Below are 21,772 nucleotides of genomic sequence, written 5' to 3' on the forward strand. Positions count from 1 at the left end.
CCATGGCACACTTCTGACGTTCCGTCAGATCGTGCTCCCGGGGAGGGGTCTTGACGCGCGCACCCGTGGTTGCCGGATGGTTCACGCACGACAGCGGTGAGGAGGACTTCCGGCTGCTGGGCACCCGCTGCACGGCCTGCTCGTCGGTCTTCTTCCCGCCCGAGGACACGTTCTGCCGCAATCCCGCCTGTCAGGGCGGGGAGCTGGCTCAGGTGCCGCTGTCCAAGCGGGGCCGTGTGTGGTCGTACACCGACGGCCGCTACCGCCCTCCCGCGCCGTACGTGTCCGACCCGGACGTGCCGTGGGAGCCGTACACGCTGGTCGCGGTCGAGCTCGAGGCCGAGCGGATGGTCGTGCTCGGTCAGGCCGCACCCGGCGTCACCGTCGCCGATCTGACGGTGGGGACGGAGGTCGAGGTCGTGCCCGGCGTGCTCGACGAGGACGCCGGCACGGTCCGCACGACCTGGCACTGGCGTCCGGTGGGAGTGACACGGTGAGCGGGGACATCGCGGTCCTCGGGGCCGGAATGCATCCCTGGGGCAAGTGGGGGCACAGCTTCGTCCGGTACGGGACGGTTGCCGCGCGGGCCGCACTCGCCGACGCGGGTGTCGACTGGCGGCAGGTGCAGTCGGTGGTAGGCGCCGACACGGTGCGCGGCGGCTATCCGGGCTACGTGGCGGGGGCGACGTTCGCCCAGGCGCTGGGCTGGCAGGGGGCCAGGGTGACCAGCGTGTACGCCGCCTGCGCATCGGGCGCCCAGGCGATCGCGGCCGCGCGCGCCCAGATCCTGGCCGGGCTGGCCGATGTGGTGCTGGTGGTGGGCGCGGATGCGGCGCCCAAGGGCTTCTTCGCCCCGGCCGGGGGCGAGCGGCCCGACGATCCCGACTGGCTGCGCTTCCGGGTGCTGGGAGCGACCAACCCTGCCTATTTCGCGCTGTACGCCCGCCGCCGCATGGCATTGCACGGGGACACACCCGGGGACTTCGCACTGGTCAAGGTGAAGAACGCGGCGGCCGGCGCGCTCAACCCCAACGCCCGCTACCGCAAGGCGGTCTCGGCCGAGGAGGTGGCCGCGTCCGCGGTGGTCGCCGATCCGCTGCGGCTGCTGGACATCTGCGCGACCTCCGACGGGGCCGCCGCACTGGTGCTGTCCGGCATGGACTTCGCCCGCCGGCACGGGGCCGCCGACCCCGTACGTATCCGGGCCGTGTCCACCGTCACGCCGACGTATCCGCGCGATGTGCTCGACCTGCCGGACATCGCCACGGACTCGGCGGCGGGCGTCGCCCCCTCGCCGCAGTCCTACCGTGCCTCGATCGCCGCGGCGGCGTACGAGGAGGCCGGAATCGGTCCCGAGGATCTCTCACTGGCCGAGGTGTACGACCTGTCCACGGCCTTGGAGCTGCAGTGGTACGAGGACATCGGGCTGTGCAAGGCGGGTGAGGGCGCGGCGCTCGTACGCGACGGCGCCACCGCTCTCGGCGGCCGCGTCCCGGTGAACGCGAGCGGCGGTCTGGCCTCGTTCGGCGAGGCGGTGCCCGCCCAAGCCATCGCACAGGTGTGCGAGTTGACCTGGCAGCTGCGCGGCACGGCCGGAAAGCGCCAGGTGCCCGGCGCCCGGGTCGGGATCACGGCGAACCAGGGCCTGTTCGGCCATGGCTCCGCGGTCGTGGCGGTGCGCTGAGCCGGCCCGCTCAGCTCCTGGAACCTCCGCGTGAGCGCTTTCGAGGAGGGGCGAGGGCACCTTGACGTTCCACTCTGACATGTCCAGACCGGCGTTGAACTGCACATGCTGTCAGCAGGCTTGACGGTCCATCAGGGCAGGTGAAAACTGCCTCTTCGTCGGCATGCCGCGCCTGGGCACGCTCACCACGCTCGTCACGGATGCCGGGACATGAGCAACGGAGACCTCTTTCCCGACGAGGTCAACGGCTCTGCGCCCGGCCGCTGGTGGGCGGATCGCCGACAGGTCTCGTCTTCAGCGCAGCCTTCTGACAAAGGGACGTCATGACGGACACCTCGCACACTTACGTCGCGGCAATCGATCAGGGCACCACCTCCAGCCGCTGCATCATCTTCGACCAGGACGGCGCGATCGTCGCCGTCGACCAGCGTGAGCACCGGCAGATCTTCCCCAAGCCCGGCTGGGTGGAACACGACGCCACGGAGATCTGGTCGAAGGTGCAGGCGGTGGTGGCCGGAGCTCTCGCCAAGGCGGGTCTGCGGGCCGAGCAGTTGAGTGCGCTCGGCATCACCAACCAGCGGGAGACGACGGTCCTGTGGGACCGGGCGACCGGGAAGCCGGTGCACAACGCGATCGTCTGGCAGGACACCCGCACCGCCGGCCTGTGCCGGGAGCTGGAGGGCACGGACGGACAGGACCGCTTCCGCGACGCCACCGGACTGCCGCTCGCGAGCTACTTCTCCGGCCCCAAGGCCGCCTGGCTGCTGGACAACGTCCAAGGGCTGCGCGGCCGCGCCGAGCGGGGCGAGATCGCCTTCGGCACGATCGACTCCTGGCTGATCTGGAATCTGACGGGCGGCCCGGACGGCGGCGTCCATGTCACCGATGTCACCAACGCCTCCCGCACGATGCTGATGAACCTGCAGACTCTGCAGTGGGATCCGGACATTCTCGCCGCGATGAGCATTCCGCCGGCCATGCTGCCCGAGATCCGGTCGTCGGCCGAGACGTACGGGACGGCCGTCGGCCCGGTGGCGGGCGTCCCGGTGGCCTCGGCCCTCGGCGACCAGCAGGCCGCGATCTTCGGCCAGGCCTGCTACGACACCGGCACGGCCAAGAACACCTATGGCACGGGCAGTTTCCTGCTGCTCAACACTGGCAGCCGGCCGGTTCCGTCGAAGAGCGGGCTGATCACCACCGTGGGCTACAAGATCGGCGACGAGGCTCCGGTCTACTGCCTGGAGGGTTCCATCGCGATCACCGGTGCGCTGGTGCAGTGGTTCCGGGACCAGCTCGGCATCATCCGGTCGGCGGACGAGATCGAGACACTGGCGGCGAGCGTGGAGGACAACGGCGGTGCGTACATCGTGCCTGCCTTCTCCGGGCTGTACGCGCCCTACTGGCGCTCCGACGCGCGTGGCGTGATCACGGGCCTGACGCGGTACGTCACCAAGGCGCACCTGGCGCGTGCGGTGCTGGAGGCGACCAGCTGGCAGACGCGTGAGGTCGTCGACGCGATGTACCAGGACTCCGGGGTGCAGATCACCACGCTCAAGGTGGACGGCGGCATGACCGCGAATCATTTGCTGATGCAGCATCAGGCGGATGTCCTGGGCGTGCCCGTGATCCGGCCCAGGGTCTCGGAGACGACCTGCCTGGGCGCGGCGTACGCCGCCGGGCTCGCCACCGGCGTCTGGTCGGACCTGGACGAGCTCAAGACCCACTGGCGGCGCGATGTGGAGTGGTCGCCGCGCATGGAGGCGCAGATGCGCGAGCGCGAGTACGACAACTGGCGCAAGGCGGTGGAGAAGAGCTTCGGGTGGGAGGAGGAGTCCGGCCTGGGCTGAGCCCGCGCCGGACACGGGGCGGTGCGGGCATGCGCCGAACGCCCGGTCACGGACCACGGCCCGTACCCCAGTCGGTGGGGGTACGGGCCGTGCTTGCGCCGGTGTGACAGCGCCAGGGTCTGCTTCCGGAGGAAGGACCCTAACTGTTCGCCCCGGTGGTGGCGCGCTGTGCGTGCAGTTGGTCGGCACGGGTCAGCGCATGCTCGACCACCCCCACCAGCACGTTCTTGACGGAACCCCGGTCACGCGCGTCGCACATCATCAGCGGCACCTCAGGATCGAGATCGAGGGCCCCGCGCACGGAATCGATCGGGAAGCGGTCGGCTCCCTCGAAGCAGTTGACGGCGATCGTGAACGGGATGCCCCGGCGCTCGAAGTAGTCGACGGCGGCGAAGCAGTCCTGAAGCCGGCGGGTGTCGGCGAGGACGATCGCGCCGAGAGCGCCTTGTGCCAGCTCGTCCCACAGGAACCAGAACCGGTCCTGGCCCGGGGTGCCGAAGAGATAGAGCACCAGGTCCTCGCGCAGCGTGATGCGCCCGAAGTCCATCGCGACGGTCGTGGTCGTCTTGCTCTCGACACCGTCGGTGTCGTCGAAAGGCCGGCTCGCTTCGGTCAGCGTCTCCTCCGTGCGCAGCGGTCTGATCTCACTGACCGCGCCCACCAAGGTGGTTTTGCCGACTCCGAAGCCGCCCGCCACCAGGATTTTCAGCGTCACCGGCTCCACCGGGGGCGCCGGGTGGCGGCTAGAGCGCCCGAAGGCCATTGATCACCTCACGGAGAATGCTCACGTCCGGCAGCTCGGCCGGCGGAACGGGGCGGGTTACATGCACGAGAGCGTCCTCGACGAGGTCGCCGACCAGGACACGGACGACGCCGACGGGCAGATCGAGACCTGCCGCGAGTTCGGCGATCGACTGAGGGGTGCCGCCGCAGCGCTCGACGATCTCGACGTGCTCCGGGGAGAGCATCTGGTCACGGCGGGGGTCGCCGACTGCGGCGTGCGGTATGACCAGCGCGATCAGATCGAGTGGGTGGCGGCTTGAACTGCTGGTACGGCCGCGGGTCATGGCGTAGGGGCGGACCACCGGACCGGCGTCCGCGTCGATCCAGTGATGTGGTCTGCGTCCTTGGCGGACTGATTCACTCATGCCCGCCACTCACCCTCCGGCGGCCGGACCGGTCCGCGGTGCCGTGACAAGGTGAACGCCCACCCGCTTGACCATGAGGGTCATCTCGTACGCGACCTGGCCCACATCCGAGTCGGCGTCGGCGAGGACGGCGAGACAACTGCCGTCGCCGGCGGCGGTCACGAACAGGAACGCCTCGTCGAGTTCGACAACCGTCTGCCGGACCTGGCCGACGTCGAAGTGACGGCCGACTCCCTTGGCGAGACTGTGGAAACCGGACGCGACGGCGGCGAGATGCTCGCTGTCCTCGCGGGTGAGGTCCCTTGAGGTGCCGGTGGCAAGGCCGTCGCTGGAGAGCACCAGGGCCCTGCTGATGCTGGCGACCCGGTCGACCAGCTCGTCGAGGAGCCAGTTGAGCTCGCCGGAGCCCTTGGCGGTGGTGTGGGCGCTCATGCTGCCCTGTGCTGCGGCGTACGGTGCGGTCATCGACCGTCCCCCTCCGATGTCGTTCCTGGTGCGTGCCGGCCGGGGCCGGTGGCCTGGTCCGTGCGCTGCTGCGGTTCCCGGGCCACGACGTGCTGCGGTCGCCGGCCTGGGGTCTGTTCGATCCGGGTCTCGTCGGCGCCGGTTTCGTCCGCGTTCCGGCGGCGGCCGCGCTGCCAGCCGCGCTGCATGGCGGCCATACGGTTGCGTACCTCGTCCGCGTCCCGCTCGAAGACGTCCGGACCCGGTGCCGCGGCAGGCGGTACCTGCCCGGCTCCCGACCCGGCCGACTCCCTGAGCTGGGGGGCGAGACTGGCCTGGCGGACACGGCGGGGCAGCCCCTCCGGCGCCGCCGGGGCCTGAGCGGTGGGCCTCGGCGCGGGCTCTTCGGTGGACGCGTTCCGCCGGACGCGGCGAGGCAGTCCGTCGATCGTCAACGGGGGGTCGGCGGCGGGCTCCGGCGCGGGCGACGAGGGCCGCGCATCCGGTACGGGGACCGGGGAAAGGCGCTCCGGGCCGGGGACGGACCGCGGCCTGCCGCTGCTGCGGCGGTCGCCCGAGATCGGCGTGGGCGCCGCGGAGCGCGAGGGGCCGGGGGCGGGATGTGTGCGCCCGCCGGCACCGCGCTCGTCCACCCGGCGGCCATGGTCCGCGACCAGGGTCGGGGGCGTGCGGCGCGGCAGCGGCACCGGGCCGGCGTAGTGCTCCTGCGACGGTTCCCGGGCGAGCTGGTGCTGCTCGCCCGCCGTGTCGTCATGCCGTCCGCGGGACCGGGCGCGGAAGATGCCACCGCGCTCGCTCTCCGGGTCGTCCAGGCCGGTGAGCGGGGCGTCCGCGCCGAGAAGTGCCGAACGGTCGTCGAGGCCCAGCGTGCCGACCGGGGCCTCCAGTTCGACGGGGCCGTCCAGCAGCGCCGAGGCGTTCAGGCTCGCCGGGGCCTTGGAGAGCGCGGCACGCTTCCCCTCACCGCGCCGGCCCGCCGGGCTGTCGCTCTTGCGGTCCAGGCGGAAACCGGTGCCCTGGGTCTCGGGAGCCTCGGTGAGCAGCGCCGCGGGGATGAAGACGACCGCGGTGGTGCCGCCGTACGGGGACTGCTGCAGCGACACCCGGACGTTCTGGCGCTGGGCGAGACGGCTGACGACGAACAGACCGAGCCGGTCGGTGTCGGAGAGCTCGAACTCCGGGGTCTCGGCGAGCCGCAGGTTGGCGTCGAGGAGGGCGTCGGCGGCCATGCCCAGGCCGCGGTCGTGGATCTCGAGGGTGAAGCCGTTGGCGACCCGCTCGCCGTGCACCTGCACACCGGTGTGCGGGGGCGAGAACACCGTGGCATTCTCGAGGAGTTCGGCGATGAGGTGGGTGAGGTCGGCGACGGCGGGGCCGCCGACGCCGATGCGCGGCAGGCGGCGTACCTCGATGCGCTCGTAGGCCTCGACCTCGGCGACCGCGGCCCGTACGACGTCCATGAGCTGGATCGGCTTGCGCCACTGCCGGGACGGGGCGGCGCCGGAGAGAATCACCAGTCCCTCGGCGTGCCGCCGCATACGGGTGGTGAGGTGGTCCAGCCGGAACAGGTCGGCGAGTTCCTCGGTGTCCTCGGTGCGTCGCTCCATCGTGTCGAGGAGCGTGAGCTGACGGTGCAGCAGCACCTGGTTGCGGCGCGCGAGGTTGACGAACACCTCGGAGACGCCGCGCCGCATGTCCGCCTGGCGGACCGCTGCCTCGACCGCCGCCCGCTGGAGGGTGTTGAGGGCCTGGCCGACCTGGCCTATCTCGTCCTTGTCGAACTGCAGGCGCGGTGCCTCGGTCTCGACGTCCACGTGCTCACCGGCGGCCAGGCGGCGCATCACGCTGGGCAGCCGCACACCGGAGACGTCGTGGGCTTCGTTGCGCAGCCGGGACAGGGCCCGGACCAGGTCGCGGCCGATCCGTACGGAGACGATCACGGAGACGAGCAGCGCGAGGAAGCCGAGGACCCCTGCCACACCGGCCCGTACGAGCACGCTGTACGCGGCGGGCTCGACGCGGTCCGCGTAGCGTTCGCCCGCCTCATCGGCGGTGCCGGCGAGCTCGACGAGCACCGGGGTCGCGGCTTCGGTCCAGCGCTGCAGATCGGAGGTGCCGAGTCCGTCGGCCGGGCCGTCGGAGAGGAGGCGTTCCTCGGTGTCGCGCAGCGGTGCGGTCTCGGGACTGCGCCAGTAGCGGACGAGGATCTCGCGTTCCTTGGCGGGCAGGATCTCGAAGTTGGCCTCGTAGTACAGCTTGCGGTGGGCCACGAGGTCGGAGAGCTCCCGGATCTCGGTGGCGGTGATCCTGCGCGTGATGAGCGAGGAGGCGGCCAACGCGTCCTCGCGGGAAAGCATTTCGCGGGCACGGGCCAGGCCGACGAGGGCGCGCCCTTCGCGTTCCAGTGCGACGTCGTCGAGTGCGTGCAGGGTGAGCAGGAAGCTGAAGCCAGGGTCGACAAGACGGTTGTAGTACTTCAGGGCCTTGCTGCGGGAGACCGTACTGGTCTCCACGGAGCGGCGCAGGGCGCCGAGGCCGTCGAAGGCATCGATCAGCGCGGTGAGCTTCTGCTCGGATTCGGACGTCAGGCCGTCGCGCACCGAGGACTTCTGCGCGTTCGTCTTGATCGCGGCGAGCGCGCTGTCGGTGGCTTCGCGATCCAGGCGCAGGGTCGGGAGAGCGTCCGAGGCACGGCGGTCCGCAAGGTAGACGAGGGTCTGCTTGCGTTCCTTCTGGACGGAGTCGATGACTTCCTCGACAGGCCCGCCCAACTGCTCGGCGACGGTGCTGACCTCGAGCAGTCGATTCGCGTCCCGGCCGGTGAGTACGGTGGCGAACCCCCACAGCGCCGTGAGGGAGACCAGCGGAACGAGCAGCAACGCCACGATCTTCCGGCGGATGGACTTCCCGCGAAAGCGCATGGCCTCCCCCTGCTCGACCCGCCCGGTGCGGGTGATGTCCGTCAACAAACGGCGCGAGCCTACTACTGTCACCCAGCCAACTCGAAGGCGTGTCCGGGCAGTTTTCGGCCTGCGACGATCGTCTTGATCATGGGATGTCCTGGTATCCGGGGAGATGCTATCCCCCGCGTCGGCCGACGCGTCTCGCGTAGGTCACTTTTCGGACCGCATCAGATGGCTGGAATTCTGTGCCGCACGGGAATCATCGTGAAGGGTCAATCGTCGTTCTGTACGGGGTGTTTCGCGCGTCCGGCCGTGGCCTTCCCGGGCTGGTGGGAGTTGTGGGTCCGGGTGCACGCCGCCCACGAGGCGGTGTGGTGCCGTGCGGCGCCGGGGCGGTGTAGGCCGGCGGATCCGGGGCAGCCACCCAGAAGTCGGACAGACGTGGGGAGTGAAACGATCCATGGACACGGACGAGCGTCGCGGCGAGGCGACGGCGTCGCGGGCGGCTGATGCGATCGGTGCGACGGGTGCCGTGGGTGGGCGGCAGCTGTGGGTGGAGGAGCCGGTGGGCAGACGGCGCATGGCCGACCCCGTGCGCACGGCTGCGGTCCGGGCGGTGATCATCGCGTCGGTGACACTGGTTCAGGCGATGGCGGCGGTGCTCTTCACGCTGACGGCGTCGTGGCTGGCCTTCCCCTTGGTGCTCAGCAGTGTGGCGAGCACGGTGGTGGCGACGTGGGCCGTGCTCGATGTGTGGGTGACCCGCCAGGTGTGGAACCAGCGGCACGGCGTGGTGTCGGAGCCCAGCAGCACCGCACGCGGGCTCCGCCGCGAGCGCCGCCGGGCGCGGCGGACCGCGCGGGCGGCAGGCCGTGCGGCCTCACGCATACGGCGCCGGAGCGCCAACCGGCTGTCGGAGGCCTGACCTTCAGGGCCGTCCCCCGTGAGGACCGTCAAGCCGTTCCCCGTCAGGGCGGTGGGCCGGATGCCATGGCGGGCCGACCCGGCCTGACCGGCCGGCCCGGCGCCGGGCCGGCCGGTCAGCCGCTACTCGGACGGCCCCGCGCCGTGGGGGGTCGATGCCTTCGGGGGCAGTCCGGCGGCCGGTTCCGCCGGGACCGGGGTCCTCTTGAACATGCGGGTCGCGGTGATCTCGCCGTGGACCGTCTCGCCCGACGGGTCGGTCTGCGGCAGTCCGGGGCGCAGATGCTCCTCGACGCTGATGTACTTCAGTCCCGCCCGAAGGTCCGCGTCGTTGCGCAGCCGGATCACCAGAGGGAACTCGGCGAGGGCCGTGGTGTCGAACAGCCCCGTCGTGTACAGCAGCTGCACACCCAGCGCGTCCGAGACCGCCCGCTGAAGCTCCAGCAGATACGTCGCGTTCGCGCGGCCGATGGGGTTGTCCAGGAACAGCGTGCCGGCGTGCCGGTGCTTGTCCCTGCCTCGGTCGTTGCTGCGCAGCGCGGCCATGGTGCAGTAGAGCGCGATGGCCGCCGTCAGCAGCTGGCCGCCGGAGAACACGTCGCCCATCTGCCCGACCGGCACCCGCTCGGCGCGCAGCACGGCGTCCGGCTTGAGGATCTCCACCGCCACGCCCCTCGGCTGCAGCGCCGCCTGAACGCCGCGCAGCAGCAGTGACATACCGTCCCGCCGCAGGTCGGAGTTCTTCTTCACAGCGGCGTGGGTCGCCTCGTCGATGACCTCGCCGAGCCGCTCCGCGAGGGTCGCCTGGTCCGGCTCCTCGAAGCGGATGCGGAGGAACTCCTGCCCCGACCACTCGCCCAGGCCTTCGGGCAGCCTGGACAGCCGCTGAGCCGAACGCAGCGTGGTGAGCGCCGACTCCACCAGACCGCGCAGCCGGTCCACGATCGTGTCGCGGTTGCGCTCCAGCTGCTGCAGCTCGTCGGTGAGCACCCGCAGCCGCGGCGCGAACGCCTCTGCCCACTTCGCGGCGTGCTCCGGAAGCGCCGCCGCAGGCAGTTCACGGATCTGCTGGCGCGCGGGGGTGCGCACCTGCTCGTACCGGGTGGCGTTGGCGTGCCGTACGAGCACGTCGCTCGCCTCCCGTACGGCCGCCTCGGCCGCCGACAGGTCCGTCGCACAGCCGCGCAGGGAGCGGCGGGACTCGGCGGCGAGGTGGCGCGCCTCGTCCAGCGTGCCGGGATACGGCTCCGATGCCTGCCCGCTCTCCTCCTCCTGGTGGTGGTCGCGCAGCAGGTCCCGCAGAAGCGCGGCCGTCTCCTCGAACCCGCCTGCCGCGTCCTCGGCAGCGCGGTGCGCCTGGAGCAGCGTGGCGTGTGCGGCCCGGGCCATGTCCAACGCATCCGTACGGGAGGACAGTTCGGCGGTCGCCGAGCGCAGCAGGGTCTGGGCCTGCTCCACGTCCGCGGGAACCAGTTCGTCCGGCAGCTCGGTATGTGACCCGCCGTCGGCGGGAGCGAGCCGCTCGGCCTCGCCCCGCAGCCGGCCGAGTTTCTCGCTCGCCTCCGTCGCGCGGGACTCCAGCATCTGGACAAGGGATTCGGCGCGGGCCGCGGCAGCCTGGCGCGAGGGGCCGTCGGCACCGTCCGTACTCTCGAGGAGCTGGGCGGCACGCGTGCGGACCTTGTTGGTGAGGCGGTCCAGCTCGGCGAGCGCGGCGCTCTCGTCGCTCTCGGCCCGGGCCTGCTCGGCCCGCAGATCGGCGCCGACGCCCACCTTCTCGTACAGCTGCGAGGCCGCACGGTAGGCCTCGCGCAGGGCGGGCAACGCGGCGCGGGGTGCCGTGTCGTCCCGCCCGGGCAGGCTTTCGGGGGCTCCGGCGATCTCGGCACGCTCGGCGCGCAGCGCACGCGCCGTACGGCGGGCGTCGTCACCCGCGCGCTGGGCGGCCCGGCGGTCCTCGTCGGCGGCCTTCGCCCGCTCCAGGCAGGTCGCCGCACGGGCCTCGGACTCGGCCGCTTCATCGGCCAGTTCACGCAGTTTCGCCTGCCAGCCGGCCCGTTCGCGCAGCCGGAAGGCAAGGCCGGCGAGGGCGTCGGCGACGCGGCGGGCACGCTGGGCGGCGTCCTGCCGCTCGTCCCGCAGCCGGGCCGCGTCGGCGGCCGCCTCGTCCGCCTCCGACCGTGCCGTACGGGCCTCGGCGAGGGTCTGCTGTGCTTCCTCGGCTGCTGCGCGGGCCCTGCCGGCGGCGTCGGCGAGCTCGGCGAGCCTGGCGGGCGGGCAGTCCGCGCGCCAGGCGCCGAGCCGGGCCGAGAGGGCGCGGTCGCCCGCGAGCCGGGCCGCGAGCGCACGGATCTCCTCGTCCCGGGCGGTGGCCCGGGCTCGCAGCGCCTGCCGCTCCTCGTCGGCGGCCTGCTCGTCGTGCATGGCCGGGTTCGGCGGCACGAGGAAGACGTCCCCGTCCGCGTCGCCGGTGCCGGGGGCCGGCACGGGCGCGAGCAGTGCGGCAGCGGTCCCGACGGCCACGGTGGACCGGGGCAGCAGCGCTGCCCCGGCGAGCACGTCACGTGCCCGGACGTAGGACACCGGGTCGGTGATCACGACTCCGTCGACCAGCTCGGGCCGCGCGGCCAGCACGGCGGCGTGGTCGGCCGGATCGACGGCCTGGGCGAGATAGCGCCAGCCGGGGAGCGCCGGGATGCCGTGCTCGCCGAGGTACTCGACGGTGGCGAGCACGTCCGGCCCCGGCGGCAGCAGTCCGCCGTCGCCGAGCGCACCGAGGATGCGGGCGTCGTCGGCGGCGGCGGTCCGCAGGTCGAACAGCTGCCGCTCCGCCGAGGAGACGGACCGGTCGAGCAACTCGCGCAGTTCGTCGGCGAATCCGTCGAGCTCCTCGACGGTGAGGGGCCGGTCGCCGTCGCGCAGCGGCCGGCCGGGGATCGGGGTACGCGACACCGCCGCGTCGGTGTGTCCTGCGGGCGCACCGCCCCGGTGGGCGCCGGAAGCGACATGCACCGCGTCCGCCGAGGCGTCGCCGCGAGCCGCGTCACGGGTGGCGGCGTTGCCGGCGGTCGCCGTTGCGGGTTCTTCGGGGCCGTCGCCCTGCGGCGCGGCTGCCGCGCCGAACGATCCTGCCGTCACGCCGGATACGCGTCCGGCGGACAGGCCGTGGGCCGAGCCGGAGTCGGCCTGCCGCGTCTGCCCTCCGCCCGGCACGGCGGACTGCGCACCACCGGCCGGGGAACCCGGCGCAGCACTGGACCCGCCGTCGGCGGACACCTCACCACCGGCCGGGCCGGACCCGTCCCCTGCCCGGCCGCCCTCGGCGGTGACGTCGGGCGCCGTCTCCGGGTCGTCCGGCTGGACCGGCACGGTCACCCGGACACCCGATGCGGCGTCATGTGCGGCAGGCGTCGATTCACCCGAGGCGTGGCGCGGGTGCGGGAACGCGGGTGACGGAGCTGCCGTCGGCGGCAGGCTCAGCAGCTCCGCGAGGCGTTCGTCCCGGGCGATCGACTCGGCGGCGCGGCGCTCCGCCTCGTAGGCGTGCTCCGCGGCGCTCGCCGCGTCCGCCGCGCGCGCAGCGGTCAGTTCGGCGCGGGACTCCGCGGCGGCGGCGTCGCGTGCCCGGTCGGCCGTGCCGCGGGCGGCCTCACGTGCGGCGTCCCACGCGGCGACCGCCGTCTTCTCGGCGTCGCTCGCGGCGAGCGCGGCGCGGGCCGGGTCGGCGTCCGGTGCGGTGTCGTCGAGCCAGCCGGCCCGTACCGCCTCGGCGGTCTCCTGCTCGACCTCGGTCAGCCGCTGCCGCAGATGGCCGATCTCGCTGCGGGCGCGCTGTGCCTCGGTCGCGGCGGCCGTGGCGTCGCGGTGCGCGGCCTCGCCGGCCTCCTGCAGCGCCTGGGAACGCTCTTCCTCCTCGTTGGCCACGCGCTCACCGTCCTCCGCGGCCGCGTGCAGCGCGCGCACCAAATCACCGGCGGCCTTGGCGCGTGCGGCAAGCGCCGGAGCGGCGTCCCGCTCGGCCTCGCGGATCGCCGCGGCGACGCGCGCGGAGCGGTCGCCCGCGGCTCGGTGGCGGAGTACCGCTTCGGCCGCCTGCCACGCGGAGTGAAGGGTGCGGGCGTCGGTCAGCTCACGTCGCTGTGCCGCGGCACCCTTTTCGGCGACGGTCAGGGCCAGCGAAGCGTGCCGGTAGGCCAGTTCGGCGGCGATCAGCGCGTTGCGGCTGCGCGCCTGCTCCGCCTCGGTCACCGTGTGGGCGGCGGCGGTGACCTGCTGCGCGAGGTCGGCGGCCAGGCCCCGTTCGTCCCCGCCGCGGGCGGACATCCGGCGCGCGAGTGTGCGGGTGCGGCGCTCGGCGCCCGCGTGGATGTCGCGGGCACGGGCACGGGTCTCGGCGGCCTCGACAATGCGGCCGAGCAGGTCGACCGATCCGGACGTGAAGTCCCGCTCGGCGGTCAGCTCGGCGCGGCGGCCCAGCTTGTTGCCGAAACCGCTGACCAGGTCGGCCAGTCCGTCGGTGTCACGGGTGTCGGTGACGGCGCGCAGCAGCAGGTCGGTGAAGTCGGAGTCCTTCTTGACCGCGAAGAGGCCTGCCGCCTCGCCCTCGTCGGCGTTCATCTCCCGCTGGTAGCGGAACAGTTCGGGGTCGAGGCCGACATCGCCGAGGTGCTCGTTCCAGCGGTCGTGGATCTCCTCCCAGTACACGTCGAGGTGCGGATAGGCCTTGCCGGCCTCGGTGACGGCGTCGCGGAAGCCCTTCATGGTGCGGCGCCGGCCCTGCGCCCCGGAGGCGCCTTCGACGGGCGGCCGTACGGAGGTGGACTCGGCGACCGGCAGTGAGTCGAGGCTGAGGCCGGGACCCGGCCGGAAGGAGTACCAGGCCTCGGCGAACTTCCGCGGGTCGTTGGAGACCTGGCGGCCCCGCCACTCGCTGACCTTGCCGACGACGATCAGCTCACCGGTGAGCGTGTGCTGCCACTCCAGGGCGACATGACCGCAGTCGTCGGCGAGCAGGAACTTGCGCAGCACGCCCGAGCTGGCGCCGCCGAGCGTGTTGCGGTGGCCGGGGAGCATGACGGAGAAGATCAGCTTGAGCAGTACGGACTTGCCGCCGCCGTTCTCGAGGAAGAGCACGCCCGCGGGCGCGGGGCGGCGCGGCGGGCCGACCGGCTCCTCCTCGAAGAATTCCGCCTGGGTGGGGGCGGGGTCGGGCACGGGCTCGCCGACACCCCGCAGGTCGAGCACGGTGTCGGCGTAGCGCGCACCGGCAGGACCGATGGAGTAGAGGCGGACCCGGGACAGCTCGTACATGTCGGCGGACTCTCAGTCGTCGTCTGGCGGTTACGCGTGGAAGGGCAGGCCGGCGTCGGCGGCCAGCTCCAGGTCGTCGCCCTCGGGCGGCGGCACGAGGGAGGCGCTGCCGTCGCTGACCGGTACGACACCGAGCTCCAGCAGTTCGGCCATGGCCGCGCTGCCCGCCATGTCGCGCACCTGCAGCTGGTAGCGGGCCGTCGTGCGGTAGGCGCCACCGGCGTCGTCTCCGGTGCGCTGCAGGAATCCGGAGTCGGTCAGGAAGGCGACGGCCTTGCCCACGATGCCGGTGGTGGATCCAGCGAGACGGCGGGCGTCCTTGGTGGCGCCGGTTGCGCTGCGGCGGGCGTAGATACGCCAGGCGGCCTCGAGGCCGGGGGCGTCGGTGGCCGGGTCGGTGTTCTCGCCCTGCTCGTCGGCGCGCTCCTCGAGGCGCCGGCAGGCCTGGCGTACGAAGGAGTCGACGCCGTTGACGGTGATCCGGCCGATGTAGCCGTCGTCGGCGAGGTCCTCGGGGCGGGGGAACGCCATGGCGGCGACCGCCAGGTGGGCGAGGCCGTGCAGAAAGCGGTCCGCGGAGTCGGCGGCGGCGCGACGCGCGTAGTCCCCCATGCGAACGGCGAAGACCGAGTCCTCGCCCGCGGTCACGGCCATCCCCGCGCGGGGCGAGACCTCGAGGACCACGAGACCGAGGCCGGTGGCGACGGCGTCGGCGAGGCGGGCGAACGCGGTGTCCTCCCGGTAGCGGCGCAGCAGTTCGGCGTACTCGACGTCGCGGGCGGGGAGCAGCTTGGGCTGGAGCCCGAAGGAGACGAGGCGCGCGGCGTCGGCGGCGTCGGCGGGGGTGACGCCCCCGGACGCCGAGATCGGTCCGGCCGGGGGCCCCTGCGGGGCGACGGGCTCGCTCCACGCGGCGGCGTGTTCGTGCAGGTCGCTCACGAAGGGAACTCCTCGGTGTGGTGGTGCCGGTGCACGGGGTGGACGGGTGCGCCCGTGGCGGGCGGGGCCCCGTCCCTTCCCGCGGTGTCGATGGACGGCTGGGCCGTGTCCCGCTCGGACCTGGGCACGTCGGCGCCGGCCCCGGGCTCGGTACTCACGCCGCCTCCGTGCGGTCGGCCGCCATGCCCGCCGCGTCCAGCAGCGCGGTACCCACGATCAGGTCGGCGCCGCCGAACTCGGGGTCGTCGAGCTCGGTGCCGTCGTCGACGGCGAACAGCAGGCGCTGTTCGCCCTGACGGTAGGCGGTGCCGACCGGCGGACTCGCCGCGTGGACGGCGAGCAGGGCGACCAGATAGGGCAGATCGGGGTCACGACGGCGGGCCTCGGCGAGCAGGCCGGAGAGCCGGCGGGGAGCGTCGTGCTCCAGGTCGAGCAGCTGCATGGCGCTCGCCAGCTGCTCCTCGCTGAAGCGGCTGTCGTCGGGGGTGGCGATCAGGTCCGGCTCCGGCATCTCCGCGCCCAGGTGCTCGCGTTCCACGGGCGGGGTGAGCAGCAGGTCGACGAGATCGCCGACCCGGACCGAGGCCGGCGTACGCAGCCCGGTGCCGCGCGCGAAGAACGCGTCGGTGACGCGGATCGCCGACTCCACCGGCAGGGGCAGCAGCGGAGCCACCAGCTGGCCGTAGAGATCGAGACCGGTACGCGTGGTGGGCCGGGCGAAGGCCTGACGGTCCTGCTCGGCGCGGAACAGCGGGCCGGCCTCCAGCAGCCGGGACTGGAGCTGGGTGTGGCGGCGGATGCAGTCCTTGACTATGTCGACGAGCTCGGCGGCACGCCGCTTGTGCTCGGGGTCCTCGGCCTCGTCGCGTGCCTTGCGGATGTTGGTGAGGATCGCGTTCTCGTGGCGGTAGCGGTCGGCGACGTGTTCGAGCGCCTCGGCGATCATGTCGGGTACGGCATTGAGCCAGTCCACGGCGCGCACATTGCGCCGGGTGGCCTCCAGTGTCCTGCGCAGAATCTGCGAGTACTGCACGGTGCGGTAGCGCGCCTGCTCCGCGGCGAGCTGGGCGTCGGCGAGGCGGCCCCGGCTGATGAGGACCTCCAGCTTCACCTCGGCCGCGATCTGGGCGCTGGTGACATCCGTGTCCAGCGCCCCGACCAGGACGTTGACCGCTTCGTCGGTGGTGCGCAGATAGACACTGCCGCCGTAGCCGGGGACCTCTTCGATCAGCTTGAAGTCGTAGTCACGGCGGGTGTAGACGCCGTCGGCCCCGAACGTGCCGTACACGGCGCGGAATCCGCGGTCCACACTGCCGACGTTGATCAGGTTCTCCAGCACCCAGCGGGCGACCCGCTCGTGCTCGGCGACGGGCCGCTGCGGAGCCTGGGCCGCGACGCGCGGCAGCAGGCGCGCCACTATCTGGTCATGGTCGGCCCCGGTGTCGAAGTCCATGTTCAGTGTGACGAGATCGATGGCGGCCAGGGCGATCTCGGCCATCGCGTAGATCGAGTACTCCCCCGCGAGGTTCGCCTTGCGCACGTCGAGGTCGTGCAGCGGCGCGGTGCACGCGAGCGCACGGAGCCGCCGCGCGAGCCCTTCGTCGGCGGCCGGGCCCTGCGCGGGCCGCGGCCCCGCGCTGAGCTGGGGCGGAACGAAGTCCGTCGAGGCAGGCGAAGTCACGGTGCACAGATTAGGTCCTCGCACTGACAACGGTCGAAACGGCGCGATCCGCCCCGACAGGCCGTGAGCGGTGTACGGGGTACGCCCGTCCCGGGCCTGACACGGTCGGTGAGCGCGCGCCCACGAGCCCCCGCTCGGGACTGGCGGCGCTACGACGCGTTATGTCCCGGACACGACCTCTGCGTGTCCCTCGCCCGCAGCGGTCTTTCCTGGTGGCGTGCCGTAGCCGCCGCCTCCCGGCGTGCTCATGACCAGGACGTCGCCGGGCCCGACGTCCACGGCGTCGACGCCGCCGAGCCGGGACACGGTGCCGTCGGCGCGCTCCACGTGGTTCTCGCCGAGCTCCCCCGGTGCGCCGCCGGACATGCCGTACGGCGGGATGCGGCGATGCCCGGTCAGCAGCGCGGCCGTCATGGGCTCGAGGAAGCGGATCCTGCGGACGACTCCGCACCCGCCGCGATGGCGTCCGTCGCCGCCGCTGCCCGTGCGTACGGCGAAGGAGTCCACGCGGACCGGATAGCGCCACTCCAGGACCTCGGGATCGGTCAGCCTGGAGTTGGTCATATGGGTCTGCACGGCATCGGCCCCGTCGAAGTCCTCGCCCGCTCCCGCCCCGCTCGCCACCGTCTCGTAGTACTGGACCCGCTCGTTGCCGAAGGTCAGGTTGTTCATCGTGCCCGAGCCCTCCGCCTGTACGCCGAGGGCCGCGTACAGGGCGCCGGTGACGGCCTGCGAGGTCTCCACATTGCCCGCGACGGTGGCGGCAGGATGGACGGGAGCGAGCATCGAACCGTCCGGCACGCGCACCTCCAGCGGCTCCAGACAGCCGCTGTTGAGCGGGATGTCGTCGGCGACCAGGGTGCGGAAGACGTACAGCACGGCGGCCATGACCACCGACTTCGGGGCGTTGAAGTTGCCGGGCTGCTGCGGCGAGGTGCCGGTGAAGTCGATCACGGCGCTGCGGTGTCCGCGATCCACACGCAGCGCGACCTGGATGACGGCGCCGCCGTCGGTCTCGTAGCGGTACGAGCCGTCACCGAGCCCGGCGATGATGCGACGCACCGACTCCTCGGCGTTGTCGCGGACGTGCTGCATGTACGCCTGCACGACATCGTGTCCGAACTGGTCCACCATGCGCCGCAGTTCGGCAATGCCCTTCTCGTTGGCCGCGATCTGGGCGCGCAGGTCGGCGAGGTTGGTGTCGGGCGCGCGCGACGGATACGGCGCGCCCGTGAGCAGTGCGCGGGTCTCCGTCTCGCGCAGCTGCCCGTCCCGTACGAGAAGCCAGTTGTCGAAGAGCACGCCCTCCTCGTCGATGGTGCGGCTGAAGGCGGGCATGGAGCCGGGCGTGATGCCGCCGATCTCGGCATGATGGCCGCGCGAGGCCACCAGGAAGCGAAGCTCCTCGCCCTCGAACACAGGCGTCACCACGGTCACATCGGGCAGATGCGTGCCCCCGTGGTAGGGGTCGTTGATCGCGTACACATCGCCCGGTCGCATCTGTCCTTCGTTGCGTCGCAGCACCTCCTTGATGGACTCGCCCATCGAACCGAGGTGCACGGGGATATGGGGTGCGTTGGCGATCAGGTTGCCGTCGGCGTCGAACAGGGCGCAGGAGAAGTCGAGACGTTCCTTGATGTTGACGCTGTGCGCGGTGTTCTCGAGACGGACGCCCATCTGCTCGGCGATGGCCATGAAGAGGTTGTTGAAGACCTCGAGGAGCACGGGGTCGACATCGGTGCCGGCGGCGGCCCTGCCGGGGCGGGGCCGGACGCGGGTGAGCAGCAGATGGCCGCCGTCGCCCGCCGCTGCCTGCCAGCCGGGATCGACGACGGTGGTGGCATCGGCCTCGGCGACGATCGCCGGCCCTTGGAGCACATCGCCGGGCCGCAGATCGGTGCGGCCGTACAGCGGAATCTCGCGGCGCCCCCCGTCGACGAACATCCCGACGCGGTCGCGCGGGGCGACGTTCGCAGAGTCCGCGGGGTCCCTGTCTCCTGCGGCCGCTTCCACCACGGTCTCGCCGTGTTCACCGGCCACGCCCACCGCCTCGACGGAGACCGCCTCGACCACGAGCGGCTTGTCCATGGTGAAGGCGTAGCGCGCGCGATGTGCCGACTCGAAGGCGTCCTTCATCGCGGCGGCGGTGTCCAGCGGGACGGGCAGGCTCGCGTCCGTACCGGCGTAGCGCAGCAGGATGCGGGCGCGGGTGCTGATCGCGGATTCGGGGATGTCGTCGGCACGCAGTTCGGTGCGGGTCCGGTCGGCGAGTTCGTCGCACAGGGCCCGGACGTGCTCCACGGACCGTTCGTCCAGTTCCGCCTCCACGGACTGTTCGCGCATCGCGGTCGCGTCCGCCAGTCCGATGCCGTACGCCGAGAGCACCCCGGCGAGCGGCGGCACGATCACCGTGTTGACGCCGAGCGCGTCGGCCACCGCGCACGCGTGCTGGCCGCCGGCCCCGCCGAAGGACGTGAGGGCGTAGCGGGTGATGTCGTGCCCCCGCTGCACCGAGATCTTCTTCACGGCGTTCGCCATGTTGAGGACGGCGATCTCGAGGAATCCTGCGGCGACCTCCTCGGGGCTCCGCTCTGTTCCGGTCTCCTCGCGGACCCGCGCGGCGAGCTCGGTGAACCGCTCGCGCACGATGTCCGCGTCCAGCGGCCGGTCGCCGGCCGGACCGAAGACCGCCGGGAAGTGGGCGCCTTGGACCCGGCCGAGCATCACATTGGCGTCGGTGACGGTGAGCGGTCCGCCGCGCCGGTAGCAGGCCGGTCCGGGCACGGCGCCCGCCGAGTCGGGGCCCACCCGGTAGCGGCGGCCGTCGAAGTGCAGCACGGAACCTCCGCCCGCGGCCACGGTGTGGATGTTCATCATGGGCGCGCGCATCCGGACCCCGGCGACCTGAGTACCGAGCTCACGCTCGAACTCGCCCGCGTAGTGCGAGACATCGGTGGATGTGCCGCCCATGTCGAAGCCGATGACCTGGCCGAACCCGGCCTGTTCCGAAGTGCGTGCCATCCCGACGACGCCGCCGGCCGGGCCGGAGAGCACGGCGTCCTTGCCGCGGAAGTGGGCGGCTTCGCGCAGCCCGCCGTTGGACTGCATGAACATCAGCCGGATGCCGTCGAGTTCGGCCGCGACCTCGTCGACGTACCGGCGCAGGATCGGCGAGAGATAGGCGTCGACGACAGTGGTGTCCCCGCGCGGCACCAGCTTGATCAGCGGGCTGACCTCGTGCGAACAGCTGACCTGGGTGAAGCCGAGTTCCCTGGCCGCGGCGGCGATACGCCGCTCGTGGCCGGGGTGGCGGTAGCCGTGCATGAGGACGACGGCGGCGCTCGTGATGCCGTCGTCGCGGGCCGTCCTCAGCCGTTCGGTGACGGCCGCGAGGTCGAGCGGACGGACGGTGTCGCCGCGGGCGTCGATGCGTTCGGGGACCTCGACAACCCGGTCGTACACCGCTTCGGGCAGCAGGATGCGACGGTCGAAGATGCGCGGGCGGTTCTGGTACGCGATGCGCAGCGCGTCCCGGAACCCCTCGGTGATGACGAGAACGGTCGGCTCACCGCGCCGCTCCAGCAAGGCGTTGGTGGCAACGGTGGTGCCCATCTTGACGCAGGCGACGCTGTCCGCCGGGACGGGCCGGCCCTCGGGCGTGCCGAGCAGCAGCCGGATTCCGGCGACGGCAGCGTCGTGGTAGCGCTCGGGGTTGTGCGACAGGAGTTTGCGGGTCACGAGCCGCCCGTCGGGGCGTCGGCCCACGATGTCGGTGAAGGTCCCGCCACGGTCGATCCAGAACTCCCAGCGCCCGCTCATTCCCCCATTCTGGCAACGGGCACGTCCCGTGACACGGCGGCGAGCGCGGAGGAGAGGGCGAGCTCGGCGCTGCGGTCCAGGCGTGCGCTGGTGCCGCGCGCCCAGTGCTGGACCTCGTGTCCGGCGAGTCGCAGCAGCTGCGGCAGCAGATCGGTGCACCGGCGGGCGACCCATGCGGTACCGGCCGTGGCGAGCCACAGCACCGAGGCGGCACGGGTGGGCCTGGGCTGGTCGGGTTCCGTGGCGGGCGCGCTGCCGTGGGCGAGTCCGCGGGCGGCGAGCAGCTCGTGGAACCCCCGGGCGAGCATCCGGTGTCCTCGCTCGCCGGGATGCAGCCGGTCGGCGCTCCACATGGACCGGTCGGCGACCCAGGCGTCGTCGGCGGCGTGCAGATGTACGGCGTCGTAGCGGTCGGACAGGGCGTGGACGACGGCGTTGACCGCCCGCTGCCGGCGGGCCAGCGGCCGGGCGAGCGGGGCGGGCAGCCCGAACATCGCGCCGGGGTCGGGCAGACATGCGGTGAGCAGGACGGTGCCACCGCCGGCGAGCGAGGCGCAGACCTCGTCGAGGCGGACGGCGAGGTCCGCGATGTCGAAGGTACGGCGCAGCGTGTCGTTGACGCCGACGACGACGGAGGCGACATCGGGCGCGAAGGCGAGCGCCTGCGGCGCCTGCGATGCGGCGACGTCCTTGGTGAGGGCACCGCTGACGGCGAGATTGCGGAACACGGCGGGCTCGGTCGGGCCACCGATGCCGGCGGCGAGCAGGGTGGCCCACCCCCGCCAGCCGCCCTTGACGGGGTCGCCGACGCCTTCGGTGAGCGAATCGCCGAGCGCGACGAACCGCGGGGCGCGGAGCGCAGGCACGACGCGTGCGGCGTCGCGCCCAGGCACGGCGGGCTCCAACTGCCGCACCAATGCCGTGCCGGCCATGATCCGGCCCGGAATGCCGGACACGGCCTCTGTGACGTGAGCGCTCCCGCCGGAGGACACCCCCACAGGCACCACAGGCACCGCAGCACCACCGTCCGCACCCGCAGACCCGGCCCCGGG

At 72.6% G+C, this 21,772-nt stretch carries 14 protein-coding genes; 4 read left to right on the forward strand and 10 right to left on the reverse strand.

Annotation, left to right across the window (positions count from 1 at the left end):
• The first annotated feature begins 65 nt into the window (after positions 1-65).
• The 3 genes from ABZ208_RS28415 (at position 66) to glpK (ending at position 3,531) form a co-directional block, all read left to right on the forward strand.
• Positions 66-497, forward strand: a complete 432-nt coding sequence (locus tag ABZ208_RS28415; protein ID WP_356912347.1) for a zinc ribbon domain-containing protein — start codon at positions 66-68, stop codon at positions 495-497.
• Complete coding sequence (locus ABZ208_RS28420) at positions 494-1,684, forward strand: lipid-transfer protein (RefSeq protein ID WP_356912301.1); 1,191 nt, start codon at positions 494-496, stop codon at positions 1,682-1,684. Before ABZ208_RS28415 ends, ABZ208_RS28420 begins: the two co-directional genes overlap by 4 nt.
• Positions 1,685-2,007: 323 nt before the next feature.
• Positions 2,008-3,531, forward strand: a complete 1,524-nt coding sequence (gene glpK / locus ABZ208_RS28425) for a glycerol kinase GlpK (protein ID WP_356912302.1) — start codon at positions 2,008-2,010, stop codon at positions 3,529-3,531.
• 139 nt (positions 3,532-3,670) lie between these two features.
• On the opposite strand, the gene ABZ208_RS28430 is transcribed toward glpK, so the two are convergent.
• The 4 genes from ABZ208_RS28430 to ABZ208_RS28445 are packed head-to-tail and all read right to left on the reverse strand — an operon-like array spanning position 3,671 to position 8,065.
• A complete protein-coding gene (locus ABZ208_RS28430; RefSeq protein WP_356912303.1) occupies positions 3,671-4,294 on the reverse strand; it encodes an ATP/GTP-binding protein in 624 nt (207 codons plus the stop codon).
• Entirely contained in the window at positions 4,275-4,679 is a 405-nt protein-coding gene (locus ABZ208_RS28435; protein ID WP_356912304.1) for a DUF742 domain-containing protein, read from the reverse strand. Before ABZ208_RS28435 ends, ABZ208_RS28430 begins: the two co-directional genes overlap by 20 nt.
• Positions 4,680-4,688: 9 nt before the next feature.
• On the reverse strand, positions 4,689-5,144 hold the full coding sequence (locus ABZ208_RS28440) for a roadblock/LC7 domain-containing protein (protein WP_356912305.1): 456 nt from the start codon (positions 5,142-5,144) through the stop codon (positions 4,689-4,691).
• Positions 5,141-8,065: a nitrate- and nitrite sensing domain-containing protein gene (locus ABZ208_RS28445; RefSeq protein ID WP_356912348.1), complete on the reverse strand. Its 2,925-nt coding sequence runs from the start codon at positions 8,063-8,065 to the stop codon at positions 5,141-5,143. The genes ABZ208_RS28440 and ABZ208_RS28445 overlap by 4 nt, the downstream gene beginning before the upstream one ends.
• A gap of 442 nt (positions 8,066-8,507) precedes the next feature.
• Here ABZ208_RS28445 and ABZ208_RS28450 point away from each other — a divergent pair, with 442 nt between their 5' ends.
• Positions 8,508-8,972, forward strand: coding sequence for a hypothetical protein (locus ABZ208_RS28450; RefSeq protein WP_356912306.1), 465 nt, complete (start codon positions 8,508-8,510; stop codon positions 8,970-8,972).
• Between the two features lie 122 nt (positions 8,973-9,094).
• Here ABZ208_RS28450 and ABZ208_RS28455 read toward each other — a convergent pair whose 3' ends face one another.
• The 6 genes from ABZ208_RS28455 to ABZ208_RS28480 all read right to left on the reverse strand — a co-directional run.
• Positions 9,095-14,281 (reverse strand): hypothetical protein, encoded by a 5,187-nt coding sequence (locus ABZ208_RS28455; protein WP_356912307.1) that lies wholly within the window; start codon positions 14,279-14,281, stop codon positions 9,095-9,097.
• A 30-nt stretch (positions 14,282-14,311) separates the two neighbouring features.
• Complete coding sequence (locus tag ABZ208_RS28460; protein WP_356912308.1) at positions 14,312-15,220, reverse strand: hypothetical protein; 909 nt, start codon at positions 15,218-15,220, stop codon at positions 14,312-14,314.
• Positions 15,217-15,378, reverse strand: a complete 162-nt coding sequence (locus ABZ208_RS28465; protein WP_356912309.1) for a hypothetical protein — start codon at positions 15,376-15,378, stop codon at positions 15,217-15,219. The genes ABZ208_RS28460 and ABZ208_RS28465 overlap by 4 nt, the downstream gene beginning before the upstream one ends.
• A complete protein-coding gene (locus ABZ208_RS28470; RefSeq protein WP_356912310.1) occupies positions 15,375-16,901 on the reverse strand; it encodes a hypothetical protein in 1,527 nt (508 codons plus the stop codon). Before ABZ208_RS28470 ends, ABZ208_RS28465 begins: the two co-directional genes overlap by 4 nt.
• Before the next feature lie 159 nt (positions 16,902-17,060).
• The gene (locus ABZ208_RS28475; RefSeq protein ID WP_356912311.1) at positions 17,061-20,720 is read right to left on the reverse strand and encodes a hydantoinase B/oxoprolinase family protein; all 3,660 of its coding nucleotides are present in this window, start codon (positions 20,718-20,720) and stop codon (positions 17,061-17,063) included.
• On the reverse strand, positions 20,717-21,772 hold a 1,056-nt coding region (locus ABZ208_RS28480; protein ID WP_356912312.1), incomplete at its 5' end, for an SGNH/GDSL hydrolase family protein. The genes ABZ208_RS28475 and ABZ208_RS28480, both read right to left, overlap by 4 nt.

Origin of the sequence: Streptomyces sp. NPDC006208 (assembly GCF_040613775.1) — a bacterium.
GTDB lineage: Bacteria > Actinomycetota > Actinomycetes > Streptomycetales > Streptomycetaceae > Streptomyces.